We start from the raw sequence: 26209 nt of genomic DNA on the forward strand, positions 1-26209 counted from the left end.
GGGACAAGTCATCTGCATGGGTGTTTTCACTCTGGTGGGCGGAGTTGAAGTGGACGCACAATAGCCCCTTCAATTTTTGGAGTTTTTTTCATGAAGTCCTACAAGCTGTTGCCCTTGCTGGCCCTGTTGGCGGCGAGCGCTCAAGCCCAAAACCGCGAGGTCAACATCATTTGTTCGGCCCAAGCCGCTTGGTGCAGCATGATCGCCGTCACGTTTGAGAAAAGCCAGGGCATCAAGGTCAACATGACGGCCAAGGGCTCGGGCGAAGCGATTGCCCAGCTGTCCGCAGAAAAAGCCAACCCCAAGACCGACATCTGGTTTGGCGGCACGGGTGACCCGCACCTGCAAGCGGCCGAACAAAACCTGAGCCTCGAATACAAATCGCCCACGCTGCCCAAGTTGCACGATTGGGCGCAAAAGCAAGCGGCGCAGGCCGGCTTCAAAACTGTGGGCATTTATTCCGGCCCCTTGGGCTTTGGTTACAACACCGAGCTGCTGGCCAAGAAAAAACTGCCCGTACCCAAAACCTGGGGCGACCTGCTCAAGCCCGAATACAAAGGCGAAATCCAGTCGGCCAATCCGGCGTCCAGTGGCACGGCCTACACCATGATCGCGACCCTGGTTCAGCTCATGGGCGAAGACAAAGCCTTTGAGTACCTCAAGGGTTTGCACAAAAACATCGGCACCTACACCCGTTCGGGCACTGGCCCCATCAAGGCGGTGGCGCGGGGCGAAACGGCCGTGTCCATCAGCTTTGTGCACGACGGCCCCGGCGAAAAAGCCCAAGGCTTTCCCATCGAGACCATCACCCCGGCCGATGGCACAGGGGCGGAAATCGGCTCCATGTCCATCGTGCGCGGCAGCCGCAATCTGGAGGCCGCCAAAAAGTTTTACGAGTGGGCCTTGACCCCGGCGGCGCAAGAACTGGCTGCGGCCACTTTGCAGTTCCAGCTGCCTTCGCACAAAGAGGCCAAGGTGGACCCGCGTGTGCCCGACTTCCGCAAGATCAAGATGATCAATTACGACTACGCCAAATACGGCCAGACGGCCGAGCGCCGCCGCCTGATCCAGCGCTGGGAAAAAGAAGTCAATTCGCTGCCGCGCTGAGTGAAAGTCTGAGATGAATCCAGCGTTGCGTTTGCAGCGCGCATTGCAAGGGTGGGTCCTTTTGGGCTTGCTCAGCTTTGCGCTGCTGCCTTGGTATTTTTTGCAGCAAATGTCCTTGGTGCAGGCCTTGCCCGGCGTCTGGGCCGGGGCCGAAACAGCCAGCGGCTGGGCGCAGGCCTTGCAACATGGGCGGCCTTGGTTGTGGTCGGCGGCGCTGGGTTTGGGCGGCTGCGCCTTGGCGGTCATGCGGCCTTGGCCTGCCCGCCAGCAAGGTGCCCTGTTGTTGCTGGGCAGCTTGACGGGCTTGCTGGGCCTGTTGGGCAGTGGTTTTGCCATTGGGGCCACGGGCTGGGCTTTTGCATCGCTGGAATCGGCGTGGGGCGCTTTGCCGGTTGGCCAGTACGGCATGGGTTGGGGCGCTGCGCTGGTTTTGCTTAGTTTGTTGGTGCTTTTGGGCGCTGCGCTGGCGCGTTTGGGCGGTTTTCGGGGTGATGTGTTTGTGGCCGCAGCGGTGGTCGGCTGCACGGCGCTGCTGGCGCTGTTTGTGGTCTACCCTGTGCTGCGCTCTTTGGTGGCCGCTTGGGTGGACGATGCGGGCGCTTATGCCTGGGGGCACCTGCTGGACCGTGTGGCCACCGAACGCGTGTGGGGCCTGGGCTGCTTGCAGGGCGAGGGGCGCTGCGGCGTCGCTTGGAACACTTTGTGGCTGGCCTTCATCACCGCCACCGGCACCACCGTCATGGGCACTTTGCTGGCCTTGTGGGCTGAACGAGGCGGCACGCGCTTGTCCAAACCGCTCAATATTTTGGCCATGCTGCCCATCATCACGCCGCCCTTTGTGGTGGGACTGGGCTTGATTCTGTTGTTTGGCCGTGCGGGCCTGTTCAACCAAGGCTTGGAGTGGGCCTTCGGCATCGAGCCCGGGCGCTGGTTTTACGGCGTGTTTGGCATCTGGCTGGCGCAGATGTTCGCCTTCACGCCCATTGCCTTCATGATCATGCGCGGCGTGGTGCAGGGCGTGAGCCCCAGCATGGAAGAGGCTGCACAAACCCTGCGGGCCAGCCGCATGCAAACCTTCTGGACGGTGACGTTGCCCCTGCTCAAGCCGGGGCTGGCCAACGCCTTTCTGGTGGGTTTCATCGAGAGCATGGCTGACTTTGGCAACCCCATCATTCTGGGTGGGCAGTACGCGGTGCTGTCCACCGAAATCTTTTTTGCCATCGTGGGCGCGGCACTGGACCCGGGCATGGCCGCAGCTTTGGCGCTGGTGCTCACGGCCTTTGCGCTGGCGGTGTTTTTGGTGCAGCGCCGGGTGCTCTCGGGCAGCAGTTTCACCACCGTCTCGGGCAAGGGCGATGCGGGCGTGGCCATGGCTTTGCCGCCTGCGGTGCTGCGTGTGTGCCGCAGCGTGGCAGGACCGTGGCTCTTGTTCACCGTGGTGGTGTACCTGTTTGCGTTTGCGGGCGGCTTTGTGCAGACCTGGGGGCGTGACTTCAGCTTCACGCTGGCGCATTTCAAAACTGCGTTCGATGTGCAGCAGGGCGAGTTTGGCTGGGTGTTTGCGGGCACGGCCTGGAAGTCGCTCTTCACCACGCTCAGCCTGTCGGCCATGGCCGCGCCCATTTGCGCGGGCGTGGGCTTGCTGATCGCCTGGTTGCTGGCCCGCACCGAGTTCCGGGGCAAGGCGGCGTTCGAATTTTCTGCACTGCTGACCTTCGCCATTCCGGGCACTGTGCTGGGCGTGAGCTACATCCTGGCCTTCAATGTGCCGCCTGTAGAGCTGACCGGCACCGGGCTGGTCATCGTGTTGTGTTTTGTGTTCCGCAATTTGCCGGTGGGCGTGCGGGCGGGCACGGCGGCCTTCAAGCAGCTGGACCGGTCGCTGGACGAAGCCTCGCAAATGCTGCGGGCCAGCACGCTGACCACACTGCGCCGGGTGGTGTTGCCGCTGCTCAAACCCGCGCTGGTGGCGGCGCTGGTTTACAGCTTTGTGCGCTCGATGACGACGGTGTCGGCGGTGATCTTTTTGGTCACGGCGCAATACGAGCTGGCCACGACCTACATCATTGGCCGCGTGGGCAATGGCGACTATGGCGTGGCGCTGGCTTACTGCACGGTGCTCATGGTGCTCATGTCGGTCATCACCTGGGGCATACAAAAGCTGGTGGGCCAGCGGCAGCTGGGGCGGCGGGCCACTGTGGTCACATCGGCTTGAGACAAGGATTCAACAGCATGGGCATTCAATTCAAACAAGTCACCAAACGCTATGGCGGGGCCAACTCGCCACTGGTGGTGCAGGGCATCGACTTTTTGGTGCCCAAGGGCAACTTGACCACCATCTTGGGGCCATCAGGCTGCGGCAAAACCACCACCTTGCGCATGATCGCGGGGCTGGAAGCGCCCTCGGGCGGGCAGATTTTGATCGACGGTGTGGACGTGACACATCTGGGCCCGTCCGAGCGCAATGTGAGCATGGTGTTCCAAAGCTACGCGCTGTTCCCGCACATGAACGTGATCGGCAACGTGCGCTACGGCTTGGACGTGAGCGGTGTGCACAAAGCCGAAGCTTTGGAGCGTGCCCAAAAAAGCCTGGCTCTGGTGGGGCTGGCGGGTTACGAAGAGCGCCTGCCCAGTGAACTGTCGGGTGGTCAGCAGCAACGCGTGGCCCTGGCCCGCGCCCTGGTGCTGGAGCCTTCGGTGTTGCTCTTTGATGAGCCACTGTCCAACTTGGACGCCCGGCTGCGCCGGTCCATGCGCGACGAGATTCGCCATCTGCAGCAGCGCTTGGGCCTGACGGTGGCCTATGTGACGCACGACCAAAGCGAAGCCCTGGCCGTGAGCGACCAGATCATCGTCATGGAGGCAGGGCGCATTGCGCAGGCGGGCACGCCGCAAGACCTGTATGAACGCCCGACCTCGGCCTTTGTGGCCGGCTTCATGGGCGAGGCGGTGCTGTTTGATGGACAGTCGCTCAGCGACGGCATGGTGCAGCTGGGCCCGCTGCGGCTGGTGCCGCGCCACCTGGTCGCCCCCGGTGCGGTGCGTGCAGCGGTGCGCCCCGAGGCTTGGTTGGTGGGGCGTGAGCTGGCGGGAGGCGAACAGCCCCAGCAGGTTTTGCGCGGTTTGCTCAAACAGTGTGCCTATTTGGGCAGCTTCATGGAGCTGACATTTGAGACCGAGTTGGGTCCGGTGTTTGTGGTGTCCCCCGAGGTGGGCCGCGACTGGCGCATCGGCCAAGTGCTGGCCCTGAGCCTGCCCGGCCGCAGCATTGCTGCGGTTGCGGTGTGAGTTTGTGTCAAGGTGCCCCATGGGGGTGCATGCTGAAACAGAGTCCGGTGTCTTTTGGAGGTCGGTGGCTTTATCCCCGACACAGTGCACCGCTGACATTTGTCGGAGCTAAAGCTCCGACCTACGGCCCCTTGAATGGGCCAACAAAGAAAGACATGCAATGAGCCAAGACGTGGTGTTTGATTTGGGCGGTGTGGTGTTTCGCTGGCAGCCGCTGATGCTGCTGCAAGAGCTGTTCCCAGCGCAAGTGCGCAGCGAGGCCGAGGCCCGCCAATGGGCCAGCCAGATTTTTGAAACCTTTCACCCCGAGGCCGACTGGGCGCTGTTTGACCTGGGCCGCATCGAGCCCGAGCCGCTGGCCCAACGCATCGCCGCCCGCACCGGTTTGGCTGAGGCCGATTTGCGGCACTTGATTGCCTGCATCCCCGCGCACCTGCAGCCCATCCCCGGCACGGTGGACCTGATCCACGCGCTGAAAGCGCAAGGCCATCGGCTGTATTACCTGTCCAACATGCCTGCAGGCTATGCCGAGCATCTGGTGCGGGTGAACCCGTTTTTCAGCCAATTTGACGACGGCATCTTTTCAGCGCATGTGCAGCAGATCAAACCCAAGCCCGACATTTTTGCCACGGCGCAAGCGCGGTGGCCATTGCGCGGCCAGCCGGTGTTCATCGACGACGTGCAACACAACATCGACGCTGCCGAGCAACACGGCTGGCAGGGCATCCGCTTTGAGACGCCGGAGCAGGTGAGGGCGGACTTGGTGGTGCGGGGGTGGTTGGGCGCTTGACGGCCCGCTGGTCAGCGGCATCAGCCCTGACATGCTGAGTCTGTGCCATTGCCCAACGGGCGCGTCAATCCAGCACAGAGCTGCCTCGTACTGAACGGCTGGGTGTGGGCACTGAGATCGGCCAAGGTATCGCCGTGGGTGCCCCGTCCTCGGGTCGATGGAGGTGCCCTGCGAGGCTTTTCGCGACGGGGGCGTCGCTCCTACAGGGGGGCACTTGTATTTTGTGGGAGCCCCGCCCTCGGGGCGATGGGTGGTGGTCTGCGGGGCTTTTCGCGACGGGGGCGTCGCTCCTACAAGGGGGCACTTGTATTTTGTAGGAGCCCCGCCCTCGGGGCGATGGAGGTGGTCTGCGAGGCTTTTCGCGACGGGGGCGTCGCTCCTACAGGGGGCCTCCTGCATTTTGTAGGAGCCCCGCCCTCGGGGCGATGGAGGTGGTCTGCGAGGCTTTTCGCGACGGGGGCGTCGCTCCTACAGGGGGCCTCCTGCATTTTGTGGGAGCCCCGCCCTCGGGGCGATTATTGGTGGTTTGCGAGGGTGATCGCGACGGGGGCGTCGCTCCTACAAGGGGGCACTTGTATTTTGTAGGAGCCCCGCCCTCGGGGCGATGGAGGTGGTCTGCGAGGCTTTTCGCGACGGGGGCGTCGCTCCTACAGGGGGCCTCCTGCATTTTGTAGGAGCCCCGCCCTCGGGGCGATGGAGGTGGTCTGCGAGGCTTTTCGCGACGGGGGCGTCGCTCCTACAGGGGGCCTCCTGCATTTTGTGGGAGCCCCGCCCTCGGGGCGATTATTGGTGGTTTGCGAGGGTGATCGCGACGGGGGCGTCGCTCCTACAAAAATTCGGACATGCCAACTTCACTTGGCCGAATCAAGCCTGTCAGTTTTTCGCCCCATGCGCCAATGCCCGCTCCCGGCTGGCGGCCAGCGCCTTGGCATCTGGCGCTGACAAATCCCAGCCCTGCATGTGCCCCAGGCTGATGTCGGCCAAAGCCTCAATCCACTGGGCGTGGTTGTTCAGGCAGGAGATGTAGCTGAAGCTTTCGCCGCCTGCATGCAGGAAGGCTTCTTGCGCTTCTTGCTGGATTTCTTCCAGCGTTTCCAGGCAGTCGCTGGTGAAGCCTGGGCAGATCACGTCGACCTTTTTCACGCCTTGCTGCGCCATGGCGATCAGCGTGGGTTCGGTGTAGGGCTCCAGCCACTTGGCTTTGCCAAAGCGCGACTGGAAGGTGAGTTTGTATTGGTCCTTGCTCAGGTCCAATGCTTCGGCCAGCAGGCGGCCGGTTTTCATGCATTCGCAGTGGTAGGGGTCGCCCAGTTGCAGGGTGCGTTCGGGCACGCCATGGAAACTCATCACCAACTTCTCGGCCTGGCCGTGGGCGGCCCAGTGTTCACGCACGGTTTGGGCCAGCGAGGCGATGTAACGCGGGTCGTCGTGGTAGCGGTTGACAAAGCGCATCTCGGGCACCAGCCGGGTTTTCAGGCCCCAGCGGTAAACGGCGTCGAACACGCTGGCGGTGGTGGTTCCGCTGTATTGGGGGTAGGCGGGCACGATCAGCACGCGCTGCACGCCTTCGGCCTTGAGGGCGTTCAGCTGTTCGGGGATGGACGGCTGGCCGTAACGCATGGCGTAACGCACGCTGACGTTGTGGCCACGCTCTTGCAGCGCGGTGCCCAGCGAATGGGCTTGTTGTTCGGTGAACACTTTGAGCGGCGAGCCGCCTTCGGTCCAAATGCTGGCGTATTTGGCGGCCGACTTTTTGGGGCGCACCCGCAAAATGATGCCGTGCAGGATCAGCCACCAGATGGGCTTGGGGATCTCGACCACGCGACTGTCGCCCAAAAACTCGGCCAGGTATTTGCGCAGGGCAGGGGCGGTGGGGGCACTCGGGGTGCCGAGGTTGCAGTACAAGACGGCCGTTTTGGCGGCTTGACCATGCTGGAAGGAGGGTTCTTTTTGAAATGCCATGTGGGGTATTCTCCCTCACCATGATTGACATTCCCCGAATCAAAGCCATTACCCTCGATCTGGACGACACTTTGTGGCCCGTCTGGCCCACCATTGGCCGGGCCGAGGCCGTGTTGACCGCATGGCTGACCGCACATGCGCCCAGCACGGCGGCGCTGTCGGCCGATGCCGAGCTCAAAAAAGCCGTTCGCGCCGAGATCAACGCCCGCCACGCCGACCGGGCGCATGATTTGTCGTTTTTGCGCTTGCAGTCGATTCGCGCCTTGTTGCAGCAAGCCGGGGATCCGGTGCACTTGGCCGAGCCTGCGTTTGAAGCCTTTTTTGCCGAACGCCAGCGGGTGGACTTGTTTGACGATGCGCTGCCCGCCTTGGCCTTTTGGAGCCAGCGCTATCCGGTGGTGGCCTTGTCGAATGGCAACGCCGATGTGCACCGCGTGGGCATTGGCCATCACTTTCACGCCAGCGTGAGCGCCCAGTCGCTCGGCGTGGCCAAGCCGGACCTGCGCATCTTTGTGGCCGGTGCCGAGGCCGCAGGTGTGGCACCGCACGAGGTGCTGCACATTGGCGACGACGCACATGCCGACTGCGTGGGCGCTTTGGCTGCCGGCATGCAGGTGGCTTGGCTCAACCGCGAAGGCCACGAGTGGACCCATGGCGACACGCGGCCTCACTTGGAGGTGCGAGACTTGCACGCGCTGTGCGCCAGTTGGCCCGAATACGCTGATTGATCCGGTCCTGCGGGGTTTGAGGTGAACGGTTTGTCTTCGGCATTGCGATCAGTGATGAGAGCCGAGTGGGGGCCATTCCCTCGGGGCGATCGTCATTTTGTGGGAGCCCCGCCCTCGGGGCGATTCTTGGTTGTCTGCGGGGCTTTATCGCGACGAGGGCATCGCTCCTACAGGGGAGATGCCCTGCACTTTGTGGGAGCCCTGCATTTTGTGGGAGCCCCCGCCCTCGGGGCGATTCTTGGTGGTCTGTGGGGCTTTATCGCGATGAGGGCGTCGCTCCTACAAAAAGGCGTTCATGCAGACATCATTGGCTTGGATCAATCGTCGGTGGCTTCAGCCCCGACATGGAAGCTGCGCTATCTGAACAGGAGGAAACTGACATGACATTGAAAATTTACGGCATTGGCGCATCGCGTGCCGCACGTCCTTTGTGGGCTGCGTTGGAGCTGGGTGTGCCGTTTGAGCACATTGCCACGCCTTACCAAGGCGGTGCCACGCGCACGCCCGAGTTTTTGGCCATCAACCCCAATGGTCACATTCCGGTGGTGGTGGACGAGCGCCCCGAAGGCGCTGTCACCGTGTGGGAGAGCATGGCCTGCGCCCTGTACATCGCTCGCGTGCATGGCAAGGCTGACGGCCAGTCGATCACACCTGCCAATGCCCGTGAAGAGGCCGAGGCCCTGCGCTGGAGCTTTTGGACGGTGTCCGAACTGGAGAGTGATGCGCTCACGGTGCTCATGCACCGCATGGCCATGCCCGCCGATCAGCGCAAACCCGAGTTGGCCGATCGCGCCGAAAGTCGCCTGAAAGTGCCCTTGGCCGTGCTGGAAAAACACCTGCAGGCCCAAAATGCCCAAGGGCAGGCTTATCTGGCCGACAACCGCTTCACCGTGGCCGACGTGTGCGTGGCCAGTGTGGTCAGTTGGGTGCGTCCAGCCGGGGATTTGTTGGCGCAGTACCCAGCCCTTTCCGCCTGGCTGCATGCCTGTGTGGAGCGTCCTGCCCACAAGCAAGCCCGTGCGCTGAAGTGAAGGGCGGGGGCATTGCGCTCAGCGATGTGAACCGTTTGGGAGCCCCGCCCTCGGGGCGATTCTTGGTGGTCTGCGAGGGTGATCGCGACGAGGGCGTCGCTCCTACGGGGGCATTGCGCTGCATTTTGTAGGAGCCCCGCCCTCGGGGCGATTCTTGGTGGTCTGCGAGGCTTATCGCGATTGGGGCGTCGCTCCTTCAAAAAAGCGTTCATGCGAGATGCTTTTTGGGTGATCCATAGCCCTAAAACAACTTCGCCCCCAGCTCAAAAAAGTCAAACCCGCCCGTGCGACCGCCCAGGCAACGGGCCAGGAAGTCTTCGATTTTGCGGTAGGCGACCATGTTGTCCTGCCACCTGTGAAAGCCATGTCCGGCTTTGTCGAACAAGGCCAGTTCAACCGGCTTGCCGTTCGCCCGCAGGGCCTCGGCCATTTGCAGCGACTGGCTGACTTTGACGCGGGGGTCGTGCTCGCCGTGCATCAACAAAATCGGGCCTTGCACGCGGTCGGCTTTGAAAAGCGGTGAGCGCTCTTGCATGGCGGCGCGTTGGGCGGGGTCGGCGGGGTTGCCCACATAGCGAATCCAGAGGGGTTTGCCCAACTCCCAATAAGGCGGCGCGTCGTTCAGCAGGGCGGCCAAGTCGGTCACGCCCACATGGCTGATAGCGCAGCGGAATCGCCCCGGTGTGTGCGTCATGCCCACCAGGCTGGCGTAGCCGCCATAACTGGCACCGCTGATGGCCACGCGTTTCGGGTCCACCACGCCTTGGGCCACCAGGGTATCGACGGCATCGATCAGGTCGCTGTGCATCTTGCCTGCAAATTCACCTTGACCCGCGTTCATGAAGGCTTTGCCATACCCGCTGGAGCCCCGGTAGTTGACTTGCAGCACGGCATAGCCCCGGTTGGTCAGAAAGGACAACATGGGGTCGTTGCTTTGATGCACATCCCGCCTCCACGGACCGCCATGCACATAGACCACCGTGGGGTAGGGCTTGGCCACGCCCGGCGGCATGCTCAGGTAACCATGCACGTCCAGGCCATCGCCACTTTTGAAGGTGACGGGCTGTTGCGGTGCAAGGGGCGCAGTGGCGTTCATGCGGCTGCTGCCCAGTTGGGCCAGCACCTCAAAAGACTGCGTTTGCAGGTCGTAGAGCACATGCTCGCCGCCGTTGTGGCGGGTCACGGTGGCGCTCATCCAGCGCTCGTCGTCGCTCCGGTTGTTGATGCTGACGCGGGCATCGGTTTGGCCTTTGAGGTTTTGCAGGGCTTGGGCGAGTGCGGTATCAAAGACCTGCCATTGCTGGGTGTCGGGGTCGGACACCACCGCCACGGGACGGTTTTGCAGGCAACTCCAGATGACACCGACCAAGTCCACGCGGGCATCGGCGTGTTCGAAGCGCTCGGCACCATCGTGCAAGTTGATCTCGACCAGCACCAGTTTGTCCCGCCCCCTGTTGGACATGGCCCACCAGTGGCCGGGTGTGGCGCTGGGGGCCACAGGGGTCAGGGTGTCAAAGTAACTGACTTCAAAGCGGCGGCTCCATGCCTGTTGGGCGGTGTCCAACGGGGTTTCGAAAACCCATGTCGCGTCCTCAAGCCGGGCACGACCGATCACCGCACCGTCATCGTTGACCAGCCATGTGCCCACATGGCCGGGATTGGTGGCCAACAATTTGAGTTTGCCGGTGGTCATGCTGTAGCGGTACACGTCGTCGAATTTGGGGTCACGCCGATTGCTGGCAATGATCAGGTCGCTGCTGTAGGGCAAGGTGCGCAGGATGTATGAGCGGGATCCGGCAAACGGGGTCAGGTCTCGGGCAGCCAGTTGAGGTTGGTCGGTGTCGAGCATCCAGACGTGGGTGTTTTCGTCAGCTTGGTCGGACATCTGCAGCAGGATGTGGCGGCTGTCGCGTGCCCAGACGCCACCGCCTGAAATTTTGTAGCTCTTGACCTCAGCTGTTTTCAGGTTTTTGACAAACAGCCCCGGCCCCAGACCCAGGCGGGCCACCCACATCAGGCGCTGGCCATCGGGCGAAATTTGATAAGCCCCGGAGCCGTTCCAATCGGCCATCAAGTCACGCACGGGGATCAAGGCAGGGGCGGCGTTGCTGGACGGCGTGGGCACGCTGGCGCAAGCGGCCAGTGTGGCGATCAAGGCGGTCATGCCCCAGCGTGTGAAGCGAGTCCAGATGGGGAATGGTGTGAGGCACATGGCTGTATGGCGGGTCTGGGTGGACAGAGGGGTCATGGTTGTTGTGCTGGAGGGGTGTAGGCGGCTTCAAAGTCCGCGCCCTCGTTCATCCGCTCAATGACGTGCAGCAAGTTCGGGCTCCCCACTTGGGCCAGCCGTCGGTCGCAGTCGGTCCTGTGTGAGGGTGCGCAGTCGGATCATGTGGATTCGGGGGGTTGGGGTTCATGAACCAACAAATCCCCCGGCTGGCATTGCAAGACTTCGCAGATGCGCTCCAGCGTGTCAAAGCGCACGCCTTTGACCTTGCCGGACTTGAGCAGTGAGATGTTGACTTCGGAGATGCCGACGGCGGCGGCCAGATCGCGTGAGCGCATCTTGCGGCGGGCCAGCATCAGGTCGAGTTGCACGACGATGGGCATCAGACAAACGCTTTGTTTTCTTCGGCGATTTCCGACATCCAGGCCATGAGGTAAGACAGCATGAGCAAGACGCCGCAAATCAACAGGCCCAGCAAGTCGCTGGGGTGTATTTCCCAATTCCAGAGCTGAGATTGCGGGGGCAGGTGCAGGGTGACCAGGTAACTCCAGAGTGGGCGAGTCACGATGCCCAGCACGGCACAACCCAAGCCTGCCCAGGCACCGCGTTGCAGCCAGCTGCTGGTGATGGTGCTCAAGCCCATGTCGCGCAGCAAATGTTGGGTGCCTTGCCACAAACAAATGACAGCGGCCAACAACAGGAACCACAGGGACAGATTGAGTCCAACGGCGCTGCCCAGTTGCCAACTCGCACCAGCGTTGAGATCGCGTTGCCAATAACTGCCGACCTTGTGCAGAAATTCCGAGGGGTCTCGCAAGGGGTGAAGAATGTGAAGCAGCACCCAGAGTGTGTAGATGCTGCCCAGGACTCTCAGGGTCCAGATGACTGTGGCGACTTTGCGCCGCAGTGGGGCGTGACGCTCTGCGGATGGGGTGATTGATGAGTTCATGCCATGCCTCCTTGTGAAAAGAGTCCATTGGAACTCAAAAATAAAATTTAAACAAAAAATTTATTGTTTTGTATTAAATTTTTATTTCAAAAAATAGTTCTGTAGGGATGTTCAGAGCCGCACCAGCGCCTGCATCTTCGAAGCCAGCCACAGCTTGCGCAGCAGCGTGAGCGCGCTGCCTGCCGTCGTCGAGTGACAGGTTGATTTCCCGTACGGGAAATGATTGAGCCTTATGCCCTTGAAATACAAAAAATTTCCCGTTCGGGAAATGCACCTGGTCTTGAAGTGAGTTCTGGTACAAAATTTCCTGAACGGGAAATTTACCAAGCCATGACCAGCATTCAAACACCACAGCAATTGGGCGAGGCCATCCGCGCCGCCCGCAAGCAGCTCGCGCTCACGCAGCCTCAGTTGGCCTTGGCGGCAGTGGTCGGTGTGCGCTTTGTCGTGGAGCTGGAGGCAGGCAAGCCATCGGTGCAACTGGCACTGGTGCTGCGCGTCATACAAGCGTTGGGAGGTGAAATCCATATCCATGGATTTCCAGAGGCGGGCGTCTGACGTTCTTGCTGAGACGTCATGCCGTGCACGCCCTTCAAGCTGCTGGCATCAAAACCGCCCCAGCGCCTGCATCTTCCAAGCCAGCCACAGCTTGCGCAGCGGCGTGAGCGCGATACGCTGGTGCAGCACCTGAAAGCCCGAAGCTTCGATTTCGCGCAGCAAGGTGCGGTAGATGCTGGCCATCATGAGGCCGGGTTTTTGGGCGCGGCGGTCGGCCGCAGGCAGCAGGGCCAGGGCTTCGTCGTACAGGGCGTGGGCGCGGTCGGTCTGGAACTTCATCAGCGCGGTGAAGCGGTCTGAATAGTCGCGCTGCATCAGGTCTTGCGCTTTGACGCCAAAGCGTTGCTGTTCGTCCAGCGGCAGGTAGATGCGGCCGCGCAGGGCGTCTTCGCCCACATCGCGGATGATGTTCGTCATCTGAAAGGCCAGGCCCAGTTTGTGCGCATAGGCCGTGGTCGCCTCGTCGGTCTGGCCAAAGATGCGGGCGGCGACTTCGCCCACCACACCGGCCACCAGGTGGCAGTATTTCGTCAGGCCCGCAAAGTCCAGGTAGCGGGTTTGGTTCAGGTCCATCTGGCAGCCTTCGATCACGGCCATGAGGTGGCGGCTTTCGATGCCGAAGGTGGGGGCCAGGGGCATGAGGGCGTGCATGACGGGGTGGCTGGGCTGGCCTGCGTAGGCTTGTTGCACTTCTTTTTGCCACCAGGCGAGTTTGGTGGCAGCCACGCTGGGGTCTTTGATTTCATCGACCACGTCGTCCACTTCGCGGCAAAACGCATAAAAGGCGGTGATGGCGGCACGCCGCTCGGGGGGCAAAAACAAAAAGGCGTAATAGAAGCTGCTGCCCGAGGCGGCGGCTTTTTGCTGGACGTAGTCTTGCGGGCTCATGGGCTGGGATTCTCGCACCTAAAGTGGCGTGTCAAAGCGCAAGGTCATGGTGCGGGCTCAAGACAGGTCTTTGCCGCTCAGTTGCCGAAATTCTCTGTCCAGCACGGCCGCTGATCCGAATCTCAAGGCGATGCGCCAGAGCAAGGCGCGTATTTCGTGGCGCGGCATTTTGACGCGTTGGCCCAAGGCTGCAGGTCCGGCTTGGCGCAACAGGGCCACGGTGCGCGCCCCAATCAAGGCGGGCAGAGCGCTGGCCAGGCGCAGGCGCAGGGGTTTGAGCGCCGTGGCGTAGCGCAGGCCGCAGGCCAATTGGGTTTGGGTGTGGTCCAGCCACTGGCTGTAGAGAGGGGCCAAGGCTTGCAGAGTGCCTGCATCCCGGGTTTGGGCGGCCTGGGCAAGCATGGCTGGAGTCAGGCCTGCCTGCGACAAAGTCTCCACCGGCCAGTAGCAGCGCCCGGCGGTCAGATCGGCCCCGGCGTCTCGGATGATGTTCAGGCGCTGCAGGCCCATGCCGTATTCGCGCCCGATGCGCATCATCTCGTTTTGCGGCAGCAGGCTGTAGCCGGGCAGGTGACGGCCGCACAGCTCGGTCCAGAACTCGCCCACGCAACCGGCCACCAACCAGGTGTAGTCGGCCAACTCGGCTTCGGTTTGCAGGGCTTCAAGCCCCTGCGGGCCTGAGTTAAAGCGGGCCATGTCCAACTGCTGCCCCCGGGTGATGTGGCCCAACACGCCGCGCACGCTGGCTTGGTCGTCCAGATTGAGGGTGTGCAAGAGCGGCAGGCATTGGGGCAGGGCCTGCATCAGCGCGCGTTCGTGGGGGTCGGTTTGTTGTGCGGCAAAGGCTTGGGTCAGGCGGGTCAGTTCTGGGTTTTTCAAGGCCCAGGCGTGCGGGTCGGCGATGGCTTGGGTCATCAGGTCCAGCAGCACTTGGCGCTCGCCCAGGGGCAAGGCGGTGGTGTCGGCCACGGTGTCGGTGGCACGGGCCAGCAAGTAGCCAATGGCTACTGGGGCTTGCAGGGCCGGGGGCAGGAGACGGATGGACAGGTCAAATGAGCGCGACACGCCGCGCAAAATTTGCCGGTGTGCCGCGCTCAGGGTTTGACTTTGGCGGGGCTGTATGGGAGAGGCTGTTTGCATGGTTAATCCCTATTGTCGCTTGACAGAAAGCCTGTGTTTGAATAGATTACTAACCAGTCAGTCATTATCTTTTTCTCCGGGAATTCCATGCCACGCTCTTTGTCACTCGCCACGCGGCGAGTTTTTCATTTTTGTGCCACCGCCCTTGTGTTGGCGACTTTGGCTGCTTGTTCCAAAAAGGAGGCTCCACAAGAGCCCTTGCGTTCGGTCAAGCTGGTCACGGTGTCGGGGTCTGATTTGAATGTGTCGGGTGAGTATTCGGGCGAGGTGCGGGCACGGGTGGAATCTCGTTTGGGGTTTCAGGTGGCGGGCAAGCTGGTGCAGCGCCCCGCCGAGCCGGGTCAGCGAGTGGCGGCGGGTCAGTTGCTGGCCTTGATCGATGCCAAAGATTACCAATTGGCGGCCCAGGCGGCGGCGGCTCAGGTGGTGTCGGCCCAGAGTCAGCGCGATCTGGCTGCGGCAGATTTCAAGCGTTTTGAGGCTTTGAAGGCGCAAAACTTCATCAGCGGTGCCGACTTGGAGCGGCGTGACGCCACGCTCAAAGCGGCCGATGCACAACTCAACCAAGCCAAGGCCCAGGCGCAAGCCCAAAACAACCAAGCCGGTTATGCCCGTTTGACGGCCACCCAGTCGGGCGTGATCACGGGCGTTGACGCCGAGGTGGGCCAGGTGGTGTCCGCAGGTCAGCCGGTGGTGCGCCTGGCGCACGATGGCCCCCGCGATGCGGTGTTTGCCGTGTCCGAGGCCATGGCGATGGCCCTGAAAGTGGGTCAGAGCCTGCGGGCGACCTTGGTGAGCACGGGCCAGCCTTTACAAGGCAAGGTGCGTGAACTGGCCGCCAGTGCCGATCCCGTGACGCGCACTTACACCGTCAAGCTGGCGCTGGAGGCGTCTGAGCGCTTGCCTTTGGGCAGCACCGTCAATGTGTTGGCCACGCAATTGCCGGGCAGTCAGGCGGGGGTGATCAAGTTGCCCACCAGTGCTTTGCGCCAAGAAGGGGCTGGCACCGTGGTGTGGGTGTTTGATCCGGCCAGCATGACGGTCAACACCCAGCCCGTGCAGGTGGGAGCGGTTGAGGGCAATGAGGTCGTGATTTCCTCGGGCCTCAAACCCGGGCAGCAGGTGGTGAGTGCGGGTGTGCATGTGCTCTCGCCCGGCCAGAAGGTGACGGTTTACAACGCGCCAGCTCCCGCTGCGGCCCCGGTGGCCGTTCCCGCCGTGGCAGGCGCATCTGCAGCGCAGCGGTGATCGCATGAACAGCACCGACAACAACCGTTTTAACCTCTCGCGCTGGGCGCTGGAGCACCCGGCCCTGACCCGCTACCTGATGGTGGTGTTGATGGTCTTGGGCATGGCGTCTTACTTTCAATTGGGCCAGGATGAAGACCCGCCCTTCACCTTTCGGGCCATGGTGGTGCGGGCCTACTGGCCCGGGGCCACGGCCGCGCAAATGGCCGAGCAGGTGACCGACAAAATTGAGCGCACCCTGCAAGAGGTGCCTTACGCCGACAAGATACGCAGTTATTCCAAGCCGGGTGAGGCGCAGATCATTTTTCAGATCAAGGACAACTCCAAGCCCGGCGACGTGCCCCAGGTCTGGTACGCCGTGCGTAAAAAGATCGGCGACATGCGTGGCAGTTTGCCGCCAGGCGTGGTGGGACCGTTTTTTAACGACGAGTTTGGCGATGTGTACGGGGTGATTTACGCCATCAGCGGGCAGGGCTTCACGCCTGCCGAGATCAAGACGCAGGCCGACAGCTTGCGGCAACAGTTGCTGCGCGTGCCCGATGTGGCCAAGGTGGAGCTGTTTGGCGTTCAAGACGAAAAGATTTTTGTCGAAGTGTCGCAAAAGAAGCTCGCGCAAATGGGCCTGGACATGGGCGCTGTGTTGGCCCAGTTGGCCCAGCAAAACGCGGTGGAGTCGGCGGGCAGTGTTCAATCGCCTGCTGATGTGGTGCAGGTGCGTGTGGGGGGGCAGTTGCAGTCCCTGCAAGATCTGCAGGCCATGCCGATTCGGGGTGTTTCGGGGGCGCAAATCCGCTTGTCTGACATCGCCACCGTGACGCGGGGTTATGCCGATCCGGCCAGCGTGAAAGTGCGCCACGACGGCCAGGAAGTGATTGCCTTGGGGGTTTCCATGGGCAAAGGCGGGGACATCATTGCTTTGGGCAAGTCTTTGCGTGGCACGATCGAGGCCACCCAGGCCAGCTTGCCTGCAGGCATGACCCTGACGCAGGTGCAGGACCAGCCCAGTGCGGTATCGACTTCGGTCAATGAGTTCATCAAGGTGCTGATTGAGGCGGTGGTGATTGTGTTGGCGGTGAGCTTTTTGGCGCTGGGCCTGCACAAGCGGCCGGGCCACAACCCCTTGTGGCTGCGTTGGACTTTGGACATTCGCCCCGGTTTGGTGGTGGGCATCACCATTCCGCTGGTGTTGGCGGTGACCTTTTTGGCCATGCACTATCTGGGCATTGGCTTGCACAAAATCTCGCTGGGCTCGCTCATCATTGCATTGGGCCTGCTGGTGGACGACGCCATCATTGCGGTGGAGATGATGGTGCGCAAGATGGAGGAGGGTTATGACAAGGTGCGTGCCGCGACCTTTGCTTATGAATTGACGGCCATGCCCATGCTCACGGGCACCTTGATCACGGCGGCGGGCTTTTTGCCGATTGGCATGGCCAAGTCCATGACGGGCGAGTACACCTTTGCGATTTTTGCAGTCACGGTGGTGGCTTTGTTGGTCAGTTGGGTGGCCTCGGTTTATTTTGTGCCGTATTTGGGGGCTGTTTTGCTCAAACCCCCAGCCCATGTTGTGTCCGCCGCACAGCTGGACTCTGCCGAGATGTTCAACACGCCGTTTTACCGCCACTTCCGCACTTGGGTGACTTGGTGCGTGACGCACCGCTGGAAGACGATCGCCATCACGGTGTTCCTGTTTGCCATGGGGATCGTGGGCATGGGCAAGGTGCAGCAGCAGTTTTTTCCGGACTCTTCGCGCCCTGAAATCATGGTGGACTTGTGGCTGCCAGAGGGCTCGCCATTCAAGGCCAGTGAGGACATGGCCAAACGGGTCGAGCTTCGCTTGGCCCAAGAGGCGGGTGTGAAATCGGTCACGACGTGGGTGGGCTCGGGTGTGCCGCGCTTTTATTTGCCGCTGGACCAGGTCTTTCCGCAGACCAACGTGTCGCAGTTGATCGTGCTGCCGACCGACTTGAAAACCCGTGAAATTTTGAGGGCCAAGCTGCCTGCTTTGTTGGCCCAGGAGTTTCCCGAGGTGCGTGGGCGCGTCAAGTTGCTGCCCAACGGGCCGCCTGTGCCTTACCCGGTGCAGTTTCGCGTGGTGGGACCCGATCCGCAGGTTTTGCGCTTGAAGGCCGATGAGATCAAGGCTCAAATGCGCTTGAATCCGAACACCCGGGGTGTGAACGACAACTGGAACGAGTCGGTCAAGTCGGTTCGCCTGGAAATCGACCAAGCCCAAGCGCGGGCCTTGGGGGTGACCAGCCAGTCGATTGCACAGGCTTCTCGCACTTTGCTCAGTGGCACGCCCGTGGGGCAGTTCCGCGAAGGCGACAAGCTCATCGATATCGTGTTGCGCCAGCCTCTGGCCGAGCGCGATGCCTTGTCAGACTTGGGTCAAGCCTACGTGCCCACGGCCTCAGGTCGCTCGATTCCTCTGCTGCAGGTGGCCAGACCGGTGTTTGCCTGGGAGCCAGGGGTGATGTGGCGCGAGGGGCGGCAGTTTGCCATCACCGTGCAAGCCGATATTGCAGAGGGCCTGCAAGGGGCCACGGTCACGGCGCAGTTGCTGCCCGACCTGAAAAAAACCGAGGCCACTTGGCAAGGTCAGGGCTTGATGGGCTACCGCATTGAGGTGGCCGGCGCTGTGGAAGAAAGCTCCAAAGGATCGGCCTCGATTGCGGCGGGCGTGCCCGTCATGTTGTTCATCACCTTCACCTTGCTCATGCTGCAGCTGCAAAGTTTCAGCCGCGCGATGCTGGTGTTTTTGACCGGGCCTTTGGGCATGGCGGGTGTAGCGGGGGCTTTGTTGGTTCTTGACCGGCCGTTTGGTTTTGTCGCGCTGCTGGGCGTGATTGCGCTCATGGGCATGATTCAACGCAACTCGGTGATCTTGATCGACCAAATTGAGCAGGACCGGGCGGCGGGCATGGCCCCATGGCAGGCGATTGTGGAGTCGGCGGTGCGCCGTTTGCGCCCGATTGTGTTGACCGCTGCTGCAGCAGTTTTGGCCATGATCCCGCTGTCGCGCAGCATTTTCTGGGGGCCGATGGCGGTGGCCATCATGGGGGGGCTGGTGGTGGCAACGGCCTTGACCTTGCTGGCGCTGCCGGCCATGTATGCCGCTTGGTTCAGAATTGAACGGCCAAATCAAGCCCATGCCTGAATTTGGGCAATTGAAGCGGCTAAAATAGAAAGTTGACCGATTTCAAGCGGGCGGTCAGGTGTGTCAAAGGGCTTTAGGGCCTTGTGATGGGCCTGACGCCCTTTTTGTTTGGACATGCGCGGGTGGCGAAATTGGTAGACGCACCAGGTTTAGGTCCTGACGGTGGCAACACTGTGCGGGTTCGAGTCCCGCCCCGCGCACCAACTGACTTGTGGCAACAGGGTTGACCTGTTGGCCTGTGAGACATTCAATTAACCGAGAACGACGATGACTGTGACTGTTGAAACCCTTGAAAAGCTGGAACGCAAGATCACCCTGACTGTGCCTGTGACGGCCATCCAGTCTGAAGTGGATGCTCGCCTGAAGAAAATGGCCCGCACCGTCAAGATGGACGGTTTCCGTCCAGGCAAAGTGCCCATGAACGTGGTCGCTCAGCGTTACGGTTACTCGGTTCAGTACGAAGTTCTGAACGACAAAGTGGGTGAAGCCTTCTCGGTGGCGGCCAATGAAGCCCAAGTGCGTGTGGCCGGCCAGCCCCGCATCTCTGAAAAAGAAGGCGCACCCGAAGGTCAATTGACTTTTGATGCCATTTTTGAGGTCTATCCCGAAGTCAAGCTGGGCAACCTGGCCGACACCGAAGTCGAAAAACTCACGGCTGAAGTGTCCGATGCCGCCATCGACAAAACCATCGACATCCTGCGCAAGCAGCGCCGTACCTTCGCCCAGCGTGCACAAGATGTGGCTGCCCAAGAGGGTGACCGTGCCACCATCGACTTCGAAGGCAAGATCGATGGTGAAGTGTTCTCTGGCGGCAAAGCCGATGACTTCCAGTTCATTTTGGGCGACGGCCAGATGCTCAAGGAATTCGAAGATGCCGTGAGCGGCATGAAAACGGGCGAGAGCAAGACTTTCCCCTTGGCTTTCCCTGCCGATTACCACGGCCAAGATGTGGCTGGCAAAACAGCCGACTTCATGGTCACGGTCAAGAAACTCGAAGCCGCCCATTTGCCTGAAGTCAACGAAGCCCTGGCCAAGTCCTTGGGCATTGCCGACGCCACTGTCGAAGGTCTGCGTGCCGACATCCGCAAAAACCTCGAGCGTGAAGTCAAGTTCCGCTTGCTGGCTCGCAACAAGCAAGCCGCCATGGACGCCCTGGTGTCCAAGGCCGAGCTGGACCTGCCCCAAGCCATCGTGCAAAACGAAATCGAGCGTCTGAAGGAAGGTGCTCGCGCAGATCTGAAGCAGCGCGGCGTCAAGGATGCTGACAAGGCCCCGATTCCCGATGACATCTTCCGTCCCCAAGCCGAGCAGCGCGTGCGCCTGGGTCTGGTGGTCGCTGAGGTTGTGCGCGGCAACACACTGCACGCCAAGCCTGAGCAAATCCAAGCCCACATTCTCGAGTTGGCCTCCAGCTACGAGCGTCCAGAAGACGTGGTGCGTTGGTACAACAGCGACAACCAGCGTTTGGCCGAAGTCGAGGCTGTGGTCATTGAGAGCAATGTGTCTGATTTCGTTTTGGGCCAAGCCAAGGTCACCGAAAAAGCCATCACGTTTGAAGAGCTGATGGGCCAGCAGGCCTGATGAGGTCTTTGAACCCTTGAACAATGGGGCTTGTGCCGGGCTTGCAGTTCGGCAGACAAGCCCCATCTCATTGGTGGGCCTGACAAACGGGTTAAAGTCTCAAACATAATTTTGGAGAAATGATGAGCGCACTGGACATCACAAATTTGGGCATGGTCCCCATGGTCGTCGAGCAATCGGGCCGTGGCGAACGCGCTTACGACATTTACTCGCGTTTGCTCAAAGAGCGTGTGATCTTTTTGGTGGGTGAGGTCAACGACCACATGGCCAATTTGATCGTGGCCCAGTTGTTGTTTTTGGAAAGCGAAAACCCCGAAAAGGACATTTCGCTGTACATCAACTCGCCCGGTGGCTCGGTGAGCGCAGGCATGGCGATTTACGACACCATGAACTTCATCAAGCCCGATGTGTCCACGCTGTGCAATGGCATGGCCGCGAGCATGGGCGCTTTCTTGCTGTCCTCGGGTGCCAAAGGCAAGCGGTTTTCACTGCCTAACTCCAAGATCATGATTCACCAGCCATTGGGCGGTGCGCGTGGCCAGGCGACCGAGATTGAAATTGCCGCTCGCGAGATTGTCAAAACGCGCGCTCATTTGAACCGCATCTTGTCCGAAAACACCGGCCAGCCGCTTTCAAAGATCGAACTCGACACCGAGCGTGACTATTATTTGTCTGCTGCCGAGGCCAAGGACTATGGCTTGGTCGATGAGGTGATTTCCAAACGCGCTTGAGGGTGACCGGCCTGGCCGGCACTTTGGTTCACGGCGTTTACCTCCAAAGGGTGAGCGCCGTTTTTCTTTCGTTATCATTGACGAATATCCGGATTCCGAGGCGACATTTATGGCCGACAAAAAAGGCTCAAGCACTGAAAAAAACCTGTTTTGCTCCTTTTGTGGCAAGAGCCAGCACGAGGTCAAAAAGCTGATAGCAGGTCCTTCTGTGTTCATCTGTGACGAATGCATTGACTTGTGCAATGACATCGTGCGCGATGAACTGGCCACCACCACGGTGGCTGAAGGGGCCAAAGAGGGTTTGCCCACACCGTTGGACATCAAGAACAACCTGGACAATTATGTGATTGGTCAGGAAAAGGCCAAGCGCAGCTTGGCGGTGGCGGTGTACAACCACTACAAACGCCTCAAGCACAAAGAGTCGGCCAAAAAAGACGAGGTCGAATTGGCCAAGAGCAACATTTTGCTGATCGGCCCAACCGGCTCAGGCAAAACCCTGTTGGCTCAGACCATGGCCCGGATGTTGGACGTGCCCTTTGTCATGGCCGATGCCACCACGTTGACCGAAGCCGGTTATGTGGGCGAGGACGTTGAGAACATCGTGGCCAAGCTGCTGCAAACTTGCAACTACGACGTCGAGCGTGCGCAACGCGGCATTGTCTACATCGACGAAATCGACAAGATCACCCGCAAGTCGGACAACCCCTCGATCACCCGTGATGTGTCGGGTGAGGGTGTGCAACAGGCTTTGCTCAAGTTGGTCGAAGGCACCATGGCCAGTGTGCCTCCTCAAGGTGGCCGCAAGCACCCCAACCAAGACTTTTTGCAGATCGACACCACCAACATCTTGTTCATTTGTGGTGGCGCCTTTGCAGGTCTTGAAAAGGTCATTGAGAACCGCACTGAATCAGGCGGGATTGGCTTCGGGGCTTCTGTCAAAAGCAAGAAGCAACGCTCGCTCACCGATGTGTTCAATGAAGTGGAGCCAGAAGATCTGATCAAATTTGGCCTGATTCCCGAGTTGGTCGGTCGTTTGCCCGTGATCGCCACCTTGGCTGAACTCACCGAAGAGGCCTTGGTGCAAATTCTGACCGAGCCGAAAAACGCTGTCGTCAAACAATTCACCAAGCTCTTGGCCATGGAAGGCGTTGACCTTGAAGTGCGCCCCAATGCACTCACAGCCATGGCCCGCAAAGCCTTGGCCCGCAAAACGGGTGCACGTGGTTTGCGTTCCATCATGGAGCAAGCCTTGATCGACACCATGTTTGAATTGCCCAACCAAGCGAATGTTGAAAAAGTGGTGGTGGACGAGTCCGTCATCGACGACAACAAACCTCCCTTGCTGGTTTACCGCGAGTCGGCCAAACAGGCCTGACCCATCTTGGCTGCACCGCCCGCAAACCATTTGTCATGAATGGCTTGAAATTGCGGGGGCAGCATCCATGTGTAGCTGAATTGATCCGAGGGATACACCATGTCTGGACACACACCTTTGCCGCCCACCTTGATGGAACTGCCCATGTTGCCGCTGCGCGACGTGGTGGTGTTCCCTCACATGGTGATTCCCTTGTTTGTGGGACGCCCCAAGAGCATCAAGGCCCTTGAGTCGGCCATGGCTGCCGACCGTCGCATCATGTTGGTGGCGCAAAAAACAGCCGCCAAAGACGAACCTGCGGTTGACGACATGTTTGACGTGGGTTGTGTCTCGACCATCTTGCAGATGCTCAAATTGCCCGATGGCACCGTCAAAGTGTTGGTTGAAGGCCAGCAACGTGCCATTGTCAAATCCATTGTGGATGGCGAAGCGCATTTTGTGGCCTCGCTCACCCCTGTTGATCCTGTGTCCGAGCAATCCGATGCCAGCAGCGAAATTGAGGCGCTGCGCCGTGCCGTGATGCAGCAGTTTGACCAGTACGTCAAACTCAACAAAAAGATTCCGCCCGAAATTCTGACCTCGATCTCCAGCATCGATGATCCAGGCCGTTTGGCTGACACCATCGCTGCGCACTTGCCACTCAAGCTCGAGAACAAGCAGCAAGTGCTGGACTTGGCCAACATCAAATTGCGGCTTGAAAACCTGTATGCCCAGCTCGAACACGAGGTGGATATTTTGAATGTGGACAAGCGCATCCGTGGTCGTGTCAAACGGCAAATGGAGAAAAACCAGCGCGACTTCTACCTCAATGAGCAGGTCAAAGCCATTCAAAAAGAACTTGGCGACGGGGAAGAGGGCGCTGACATTGAGGAGCTTGAGAAAAAGATCAAGGCTGCTAAGCTGTCTGCCGAGGCGCGTAAAAAGGCCGAAGGTGAGCTCAAAAAGCTCAAACTCATGTCCCCCATGTCGGCCGAGGCTTCGGTCGTTCGCAACTACCTGGATGTCTTGATTGGTTTGCCTTGGGGCAAAAAAACCAAGCTCAAGCACGATCTGGCCAATGCCGAAGAGGTCCTGAACCAAGACCACTACGGTCTGGACAAGGTCAAAGACCGCATCCTGGAATACCTCGCGGTGCAGCAACGCGTGGACAAGGTCAAAGCACCAATTCTGTGCTTGGTGGGGCCACCTGGCGTGGGCAAGACTTCGCTGGGCCAATCCATTGCCAAGGCCACAGGACGCAAGTACGTGCGCATGGCTTTGGGCGGCATGCGTGACGAGGCCGAGATTCGTGGGCACCGCCGCACCTACATTGGTGCATTGCCTGGCAAGGTGTTGCAAAACCTGAACAAGGTGGGCACCAAAAACCCCCTGTTCCTTCTTGATGAAATTGACAAGCTGGGCACTGACTTTCGAGGCGACCCGTCGAGTGCTTTGCTGGAGGTGTTGGATCCCGAGCAAAACCACACCTTTGGTGACCACTACGTCGAGGTTGACTTTGACCTGAGCGACGTGATGTTTGTGGCGACCTCCAATTCCATGAACATTCCGTCGGCCTTGTTGGACCGCATGGAAGTGATCCGTTTGTCCGGATACACCGAAGACGAAAAAACCAACATTGCCATGAAGTATTTGCTGCCCAAGCAAATGGGCAACAATGGGGTCAAAGATTCTGAGCTCCTGGTGACCGAAGAGGCCGTGCGCGATGTGGTGCGTTACTACACCCGTGAAGCTGGTGTGCGGTCGCTGGAACGCGAGTTGGGCAAAATCTGCCGCAAGGTGGTGAAGGCTTTGTTGCTCAAGCAAATGACACCTCAGGTGGTGGTGAATGCAGACAACCTGAATGACTATTTGGGTGTTCGCAAGTACACCTATGGCCGTGCTGAGCAAAAAAACCAAGTGGGCCAAGTCGTTGGTTTGGCCTGGACAGAGGTGGGCGGCGATTTGCTGACCATCGAAGCAGCCCTGATGCCCGGCAAAGGCGTGATCACCCGCACCGGTTCGCTCGGTGATGTGATGAAGGAGTCCGTCGAGGCCGCTCGCACCGTGGTGCGCAGCCGCTCACGTCTTTTGGGCATTAAGGACGAAGTCTTTGAGAAGAAAGACCTGCACATTCACGTGCCAGACGGTGCCACCCCCAAAGATGGTCCCAGTGCCGGTGCGGCCATGACCACCGCCATGGTGTCGGCCATGACGGGTATTCCCGTGCGTGCCGATGTGGCCATGACGGGTGAGATCACGCTGCGCGGCGAAGTCACGGCCATTGGTGGATTGAAGGAAAAATTGCTGGCTGCATTGCGTGGTGGCATCAAAACGGTGTTGATTCCTGAGGACAACGTCAAAGACCTGCAAGACATTCCCGAAAATGTCAAAAATGGTTTGGAAATCGTCCCGGTCAAGTGGATCGATCAGGTGCTCGATGTCGCCTTGGAGGCCAAACCCATGCCTTTGAGTGAGGAAGAGGTCGCAGCGACTGCCTTGTCAGCGGTCACCACAACGGCAAAATCTGAGGCGGTCAAACATTGATGTAAAAATTTCAGGAAGAGCTCAAAGCCCCCCTGAAATTGCATTACAATTTGACCATTGCAATCAACAAAGCATACAATGCCAAGTTGATTGAAATATGCGGGAATAGCTCAGTTGGTAGAGCGCAACCTTGCCAAGGTTGAGGTCGCGAGTTCGAATCTCGTTTCCCGCTCCAAATAAAGAAAAATGTTTGATCATTTTTCTAAACTCAGGGAAGCCAAAGCTTCCCTGTTTTTTTGGATTTTTTCAGCAGTTTGTTCTTCTGAAATGGTTTTGAGTTTTGTCTCTTATTCTGGTCAATGTTGTTGTTGACGCTGTATAATAAGAGGCTCTGTTTGCGGGAATAGCTCAGTTGGTAGAGCGCAACCTTGCCAAGGTTGAGGTCGCGAGTTCGAATCTCGTTTCCCGCTCCAATTTTTGAATGTTTCTTGGGTTTGTCACTTGACGATCCATTGAGACCAAGTCAGTTCACTGACAAGGGCGCGATAGCAAAGCGGTTATGCAACGGATTGCAAATCCGTCTAGCCCAGTTCGACTCTGGGTCGCGCCTCCAATTTCAATGCCTCAGCAGTTCATCTGCTGAGGCATTTGTTTTTGGTGAAGCTGTCGTGAACTCTTGTTGATATTCGTTCAGTTGGCCCTGGCCACCCACACGGTGGCGCCCAGCGCACCATATCTCTCTGCATGAGGCACATCGCGTGCCAAGCGAAAAAAATCACCGGCCTTCAAATGCGTCACCTTGTCATGGGCGGTCAGCCAAAACTCGCCGCGCACCACATGGGCACTGACATCAAAAGGATGGGTGTGGGTGTCGAGTTGGAGATCGGCATCCCATTCGCGGACGATGATTTCATCGAAGCCTTCGTCCATGGACTGGGCCGTGAATTGTTCAAGTGAGATGGTGTACATGGGTTGTGCGAAAG

Annotated in this window: 21 protein-coding genes and 4 tRNA genes; 17 read left to right on the plus strand and 8 right to left on the minus strand. The window is 59.8% G+C overall.

The features are described 5' to 3' along the window. The first annotated feature begins 90 nt into the window (after positions 1-90). The 4 genes from B9Z48_RS06430 to B9Z48_RS06445 all read left to right on the plus strand — a co-directional run bounded on the left by B9Z48_RS06430 (position 91) and on the right by B9Z48_RS06445 (position 5185). Positions 91-1107 carry an ABC transporter substrate-binding protein gene (locus B9Z48_RS06430; protein WP_108377558.1) on the plus strand — a complete coding sequence of 339 codons (1017 nt, stop codon included), beginning with the start codon at positions 91-93 and terminating at the stop codon, positions 1105-1107. Positions 1108-1120: 13 nt separating this feature from the next. After that, positions 1121-3322, plus strand: coding sequence for an iron ABC transporter permease (locus tag B9Z48_RS06435; RefSeq protein WP_108377559.1), 2202 nt, complete (start codon positions 1121-1123; stop codon positions 3320-3322). Positions 3323-3339: 17 nt separating this feature from the next. Further along, positions 3340-4395 carry an ABC transporter ATP-binding protein gene (locus tag B9Z48_RS06440; RefSeq protein ID WP_089958498.1) on the plus strand — a complete coding sequence of 352 codons (1056 nt, stop codon included), beginning with the start codon at positions 3340-3342 and terminating at the stop codon, positions 4393-4395. Between the two features lie 160 nt (positions 4396-4555). Continuing rightward, positions 4556-5185 (plus strand): HAD family phosphatase, encoded by a 630-nt coding sequence (locus tag B9Z48_RS06445; protein WP_089958493.1) that lies wholly within the window; start codon positions 4556-4558, stop codon positions 5183-5185. 873 nt (positions 5186-6058) lie between these two features. Here the strand turns inward: B9Z48_RS06445 and hemH are convergent. Then, positions 6059-7147, minus strand: a complete 1089-nt coding sequence (hemH, locus tag B9Z48_RS06455) for a ferrochelatase (RefSeq protein WP_108377561.1) — start codon at positions 7145-7147, stop codon at positions 6059-6061. A gap of 20 nt (positions 7148-7167) precedes the next feature. Between hemH and B9Z48_RS06460 the strand changes: the two genes are divergently transcribed. Next, complete coding sequence (locus B9Z48_RS06460; protein WP_108377562.1) at positions 7168-7875, plus strand: HAD family hydrolase; 708 nt, start codon at positions 7168-7170, stop codon at positions 7873-7875. A 380-nt stretch (positions 7876-8255) separates the two neighbouring features. Further along, positions 8256-8906 (plus strand): glutathione S-transferase family protein, encoded by a 651-nt coding sequence (locus B9Z48_RS06470; protein WP_108377563.1) that lies wholly within the window; start codon positions 8256-8258, stop codon positions 8904-8906. Positions 8907-9147: 241 nt separating this feature from the next. Here B9Z48_RS06470 and B9Z48_RS06475 read toward each other — a convergent pair whose 3' ends face one another. The 4 genes from B9Z48_RS06475 to B9Z48_RS21530 form a co-directional block, all read right to left on the minus strand. Further along, entirely contained in the window at positions 9148-11154 is a 2007-nt protein-coding gene (locus B9Z48_RS06475; protein WP_108377564.1) for a S9 family peptidase, read from the minus strand. A 140-nt stretch (positions 11155-11294) separates the two neighbouring features. Beyond that, complete coding sequence (locus B9Z48_RS06480) at positions 11295-11516, minus strand: helix-turn-helix transcriptional regulator (protein ID WP_108377565.1); 222 nt, start codon at positions 11514-11516, stop codon at positions 11295-11297. Beyond that, a complete protein-coding gene (locus tag B9Z48_RS06485; protein WP_108377566.1) occupies positions 11516-12082 on the minus strand; it encodes a hypothetical protein in 567 nt (188 codons plus the stop codon). The genes B9Z48_RS06480 and B9Z48_RS06485 overlap by 1 nt, the downstream gene beginning before the upstream one ends. A gap of 111 nt (positions 12083-12193) precedes the next feature. Beyond that, complete coding sequence (locus B9Z48_RS21530) at positions 12194-12331, minus strand: hypothetical protein (RefSeq protein WP_158273221.1); 138 nt, start codon at positions 12329-12331, stop codon at positions 12194-12196. 81 nt (positions 12332-12412) lie between these two features. Here B9Z48_RS21530 and B9Z48_RS06495 point away from each other — a divergent pair, with 81 nt between their 5' ends. After that, on the plus strand, positions 12413-12640 hold the full coding sequence (locus tag B9Z48_RS06495) for a type II toxin-antitoxin system Y4mF family antitoxin (RefSeq protein ID WP_108377568.1): 228 nt from the start codon (positions 12413-12415) through the stop codon (positions 12638-12640). Positions 12641-12688: 48 nt separating this feature from the next. On the opposite strand, the gene hpnD is transcribed toward B9Z48_RS06495, so the two are convergent. Then, entirely contained in the window at positions 12689-13528 is an 840-nt protein-coding gene (gene hpnD, locus B9Z48_RS06500) for a presqualene diphosphate synthase HpnD (protein WP_108377569.1), read from the minus strand. A gap of 57 nt (positions 13529-13585) precedes the next feature. Beyond that, positions 13586-14668 (minus strand): squalene/phytoene synthase family protein, encoded by a 1083-nt coding sequence (locus tag B9Z48_RS06505; protein WP_108377570.1) that lies wholly within the window; start codon positions 14666-14668, stop codon positions 13586-13588. A gap of 87 nt (positions 14669-14755) precedes the next feature. Between B9Z48_RS06505 and B9Z48_RS06510 the strand changes: the two genes are divergently transcribed. The 10 genes from B9Z48_RS06510 (at position 14756) to B9Z48_RS06555 (ending at position 25839) form a co-directional block, all read left to right on the plus strand. Further along, positions 14756-15916 carry an efflux RND transporter periplasmic adaptor subunit gene (locus B9Z48_RS06510; protein WP_108377571.1) on the plus strand — a complete coding sequence of 387 codons (1161 nt, stop codon included), beginning with the start codon at positions 14756-14758 and terminating at the stop codon, positions 15914-15916. Between the two features lie 4 nt (positions 15917-15920). Beyond that, positions 15921-19076 carry an efflux RND transporter permease subunit gene (locus tag B9Z48_RS06515; RefSeq protein ID WP_108377572.1) on the plus strand — a complete coding sequence of 1052 codons (3156 nt, stop codon included), beginning with the start codon at positions 15921-15923 and terminating at the stop codon, positions 19074-19076. Between the two features lie 116 nt (positions 19077-19192). Then, positions 19193-19279 (plus strand) — tRNA-Leu (locus B9Z48_RS06520). A gap of 64 nt (positions 19280-19343) precedes the next feature. Continuing rightward, positions 19344-20657 carry a trigger factor gene (tig, locus tag B9Z48_RS06525; protein WP_089958446.1) on the plus strand — a complete coding sequence of 438 codons (1314 nt, stop codon included), beginning with the start codon at positions 19344-19346 and terminating at the stop codon, positions 20655-20657. A 122-nt stretch (positions 20658-20779) separates the two neighbouring features. After that, entirely contained in the window at positions 20780-21388 is a 609-nt protein-coding gene (gene clpP, locus B9Z48_RS06530; protein WP_089958641.1) for an ATP-dependent Clp endopeptidase proteolytic subunit ClpP, read from the plus strand. Positions 21389-21497: 109 nt separating this feature from the next. Next, positions 21498-22763 carry an ATP-dependent Clp protease ATP-binding subunit ClpX gene (gene clpX / locus B9Z48_RS06535; RefSeq protein WP_089958441.1) on the plus strand — a complete coding sequence of 422 codons (1266 nt, stop codon included), beginning with the start codon at positions 21498-21500 and terminating at the stop codon, positions 22761-22763. Between the two features lie 99 nt (positions 22764-22862). Next, positions 22863-25286 carry an endopeptidase La gene (gene lon, locus B9Z48_RS06540; RefSeq protein WP_089958436.1) on the plus strand — a complete coding sequence of 808 codons (2424 nt, stop codon included), beginning with the start codon at positions 22863-22865 and terminating at the stop codon, positions 25284-25286. 99 nt (positions 25287-25385) lie between these two features. After that, positions 25386-25461, plus strand: a tRNA-Gly gene (locus tag B9Z48_RS06545). 162 nt (positions 25462-25623) lie between these two features. Further along, positions 25624-25699: transfer RNA gene (locus B9Z48_RS06550), tRNA-Gly, on the plus strand. Positions 25700-25765: 66 nt separating this feature from the next. Next, positions 25766-25839, plus strand: a tRNA-Cys gene (locus B9Z48_RS06555). A gap of 77 nt (positions 25840-25916) precedes the next feature. On the opposite strand, the gene B9Z48_RS06560 is transcribed toward B9Z48_RS06555, so the two are convergent. Then, positions 25917-26195 (minus strand): cupin domain-containing protein, encoded by a 279-nt coding sequence (locus tag B9Z48_RS06560; RefSeq protein ID WP_089958432.1) that lies wholly within the window; start codon positions 26193-26195, stop codon positions 25917-25919. Between the last annotated feature and the right edge of the window lie 14 nt (positions 26196-26209).

It is taken from the genome of Limnohabitans sp. WS1, assembly GCF_003063265.1.
Classification (GTDB): Bacteria; Pseudomonadota; Gammaproteobacteria; order Burkholderiales; family Burkholderiaceae_C; genus Limnohabitans_A.

Excerpts from the sequence above, each read along its gene's own strand:
- B9Z48_RS06430 (WP_108377558.1), top strand. The coding sequence starts at position 91 with ATGAAGTCCTACAAGCTGTTGCCCTTGCTGGCCCTGTTGGCGGCGAGC.
- B9Z48_RS06435 (WP_108377559.1), top strand. The coding sequence starts at position 1,121 with ATGAATCCAGCGTTGCGTTTGCAGCGCGCATTGCAAGGGTGGGTCCTT.
- B9Z48_RS06440 (WP_089958498.1), top strand. The coding sequence starts at position 3,340 with ATGGGCATTCAATTCAAACAAGTCACCAAACGCTATGGCGGGGCCAAC.
- B9Z48_RS06445 (WP_089958493.1), top strand. The coding sequence starts at position 4,556 with ATGAGCCAAGACGTGGTGTTTGATTTGGGCGGTGTGGTGTTTCGCTGG.
- hemH (WP_108377561.1), bottom strand. The coding sequence starts at position 7,147 with ATGGCATTTCAAAAAGAACCCTCCTTCCAGCATGGTCAAGCCGCCAAA.
- B9Z48_RS06460 (WP_108377562.1), top strand. The coding sequence starts at position 7,168 with ATGATTGACATTCCCCGAATCAAAGCCATTACCCTCGATCTGGACGAC.
- B9Z48_RS06470 (WP_108377563.1), top strand. The coding sequence starts at position 8,256 with ATGACATTGAAAATTTACGGCATTGGCGCATCGCGTGCCGCACGTCCT.
- B9Z48_RS06475 (WP_108377564.1), bottom strand. The coding sequence starts at position 11,154 with ATGACCCCTCTGTCCACCCAGACCCGCCATACAGCCATGTGCCTCACA.
- B9Z48_RS06480 (WP_108377565.1), bottom strand. The coding sequence starts at position 11,516 with ATGCCCATCGTCGTGCAACTCGACCTGATGCTGGCCCGCCGCAAGATG.
- B9Z48_RS06485 (WP_108377566.1), bottom strand. The coding sequence starts at position 12,082 with ATGAACTCATCAATCACCCCATCCGCAGAGCGTCACGCCCCACTGCGG.
- B9Z48_RS06495 (WP_108377568.1), top strand. The coding sequence starts at position 12,413 with ATGACCAGCATTCAAACACCACAGCAATTGGGCGAGGCCATCCGCGCC.
- hpnD (WP_108377569.1), bottom strand. The coding sequence starts at position 13,528 with ATGAGCCCGCAAGACTACGTCCAGCAAAAAGCCGCCGCCTCGGGCAGC.
- B9Z48_RS06505 (WP_108377570.1), bottom strand. The coding sequence starts at position 14,668 with ATGCAAACAGCCTCTCCCATACAGCCCCGCCAAAGTCAAACCCTGAGC.
- B9Z48_RS06510 (WP_108377571.1), top strand. The coding sequence starts at position 14,756 with ATGCCACGCTCTTTGTCACTCGCCACGCGGCGAGTTTTTCATTTTTGT.
- B9Z48_RS06515 (WP_108377572.1), top strand. The coding sequence starts at position 15,921 with ATGAACAGCACCGACAACAACCGTTTTAACCTCTCGCGCTGGGCGCTG.
- tig (WP_089958446.1), top strand. The coding sequence starts at position 19,344 with ATGACTGTGACTGTTGAAACCCTTGAAAAGCTGGAACGCAAGATCACC.
- clpP (WP_089958641.1), top strand. The coding sequence starts at position 20,780 with ATGAGCGCACTGGACATCACAAATTTGGGCATGGTCCCCATGGTCGTC.
- clpX (WP_089958441.1), top strand. The coding sequence starts at position 21,498 with ATGGCCGACAAAAAAGGCTCAAGCACTGAAAAAAACCTGTTTTGCTCC.
- lon (WP_089958436.1), top strand. The coding sequence starts at position 22,863 with ATGTCTGGACACACACCTTTGCCGCCCACCTTGATGGAACTGCCCATG.
- B9Z48_RS06560 (WP_089958432.1), bottom strand. The coding sequence starts at position 26,195 with ATGTACACCATCTCACTTGAACAATTCACGGCCCAGTCCATGGACGAA.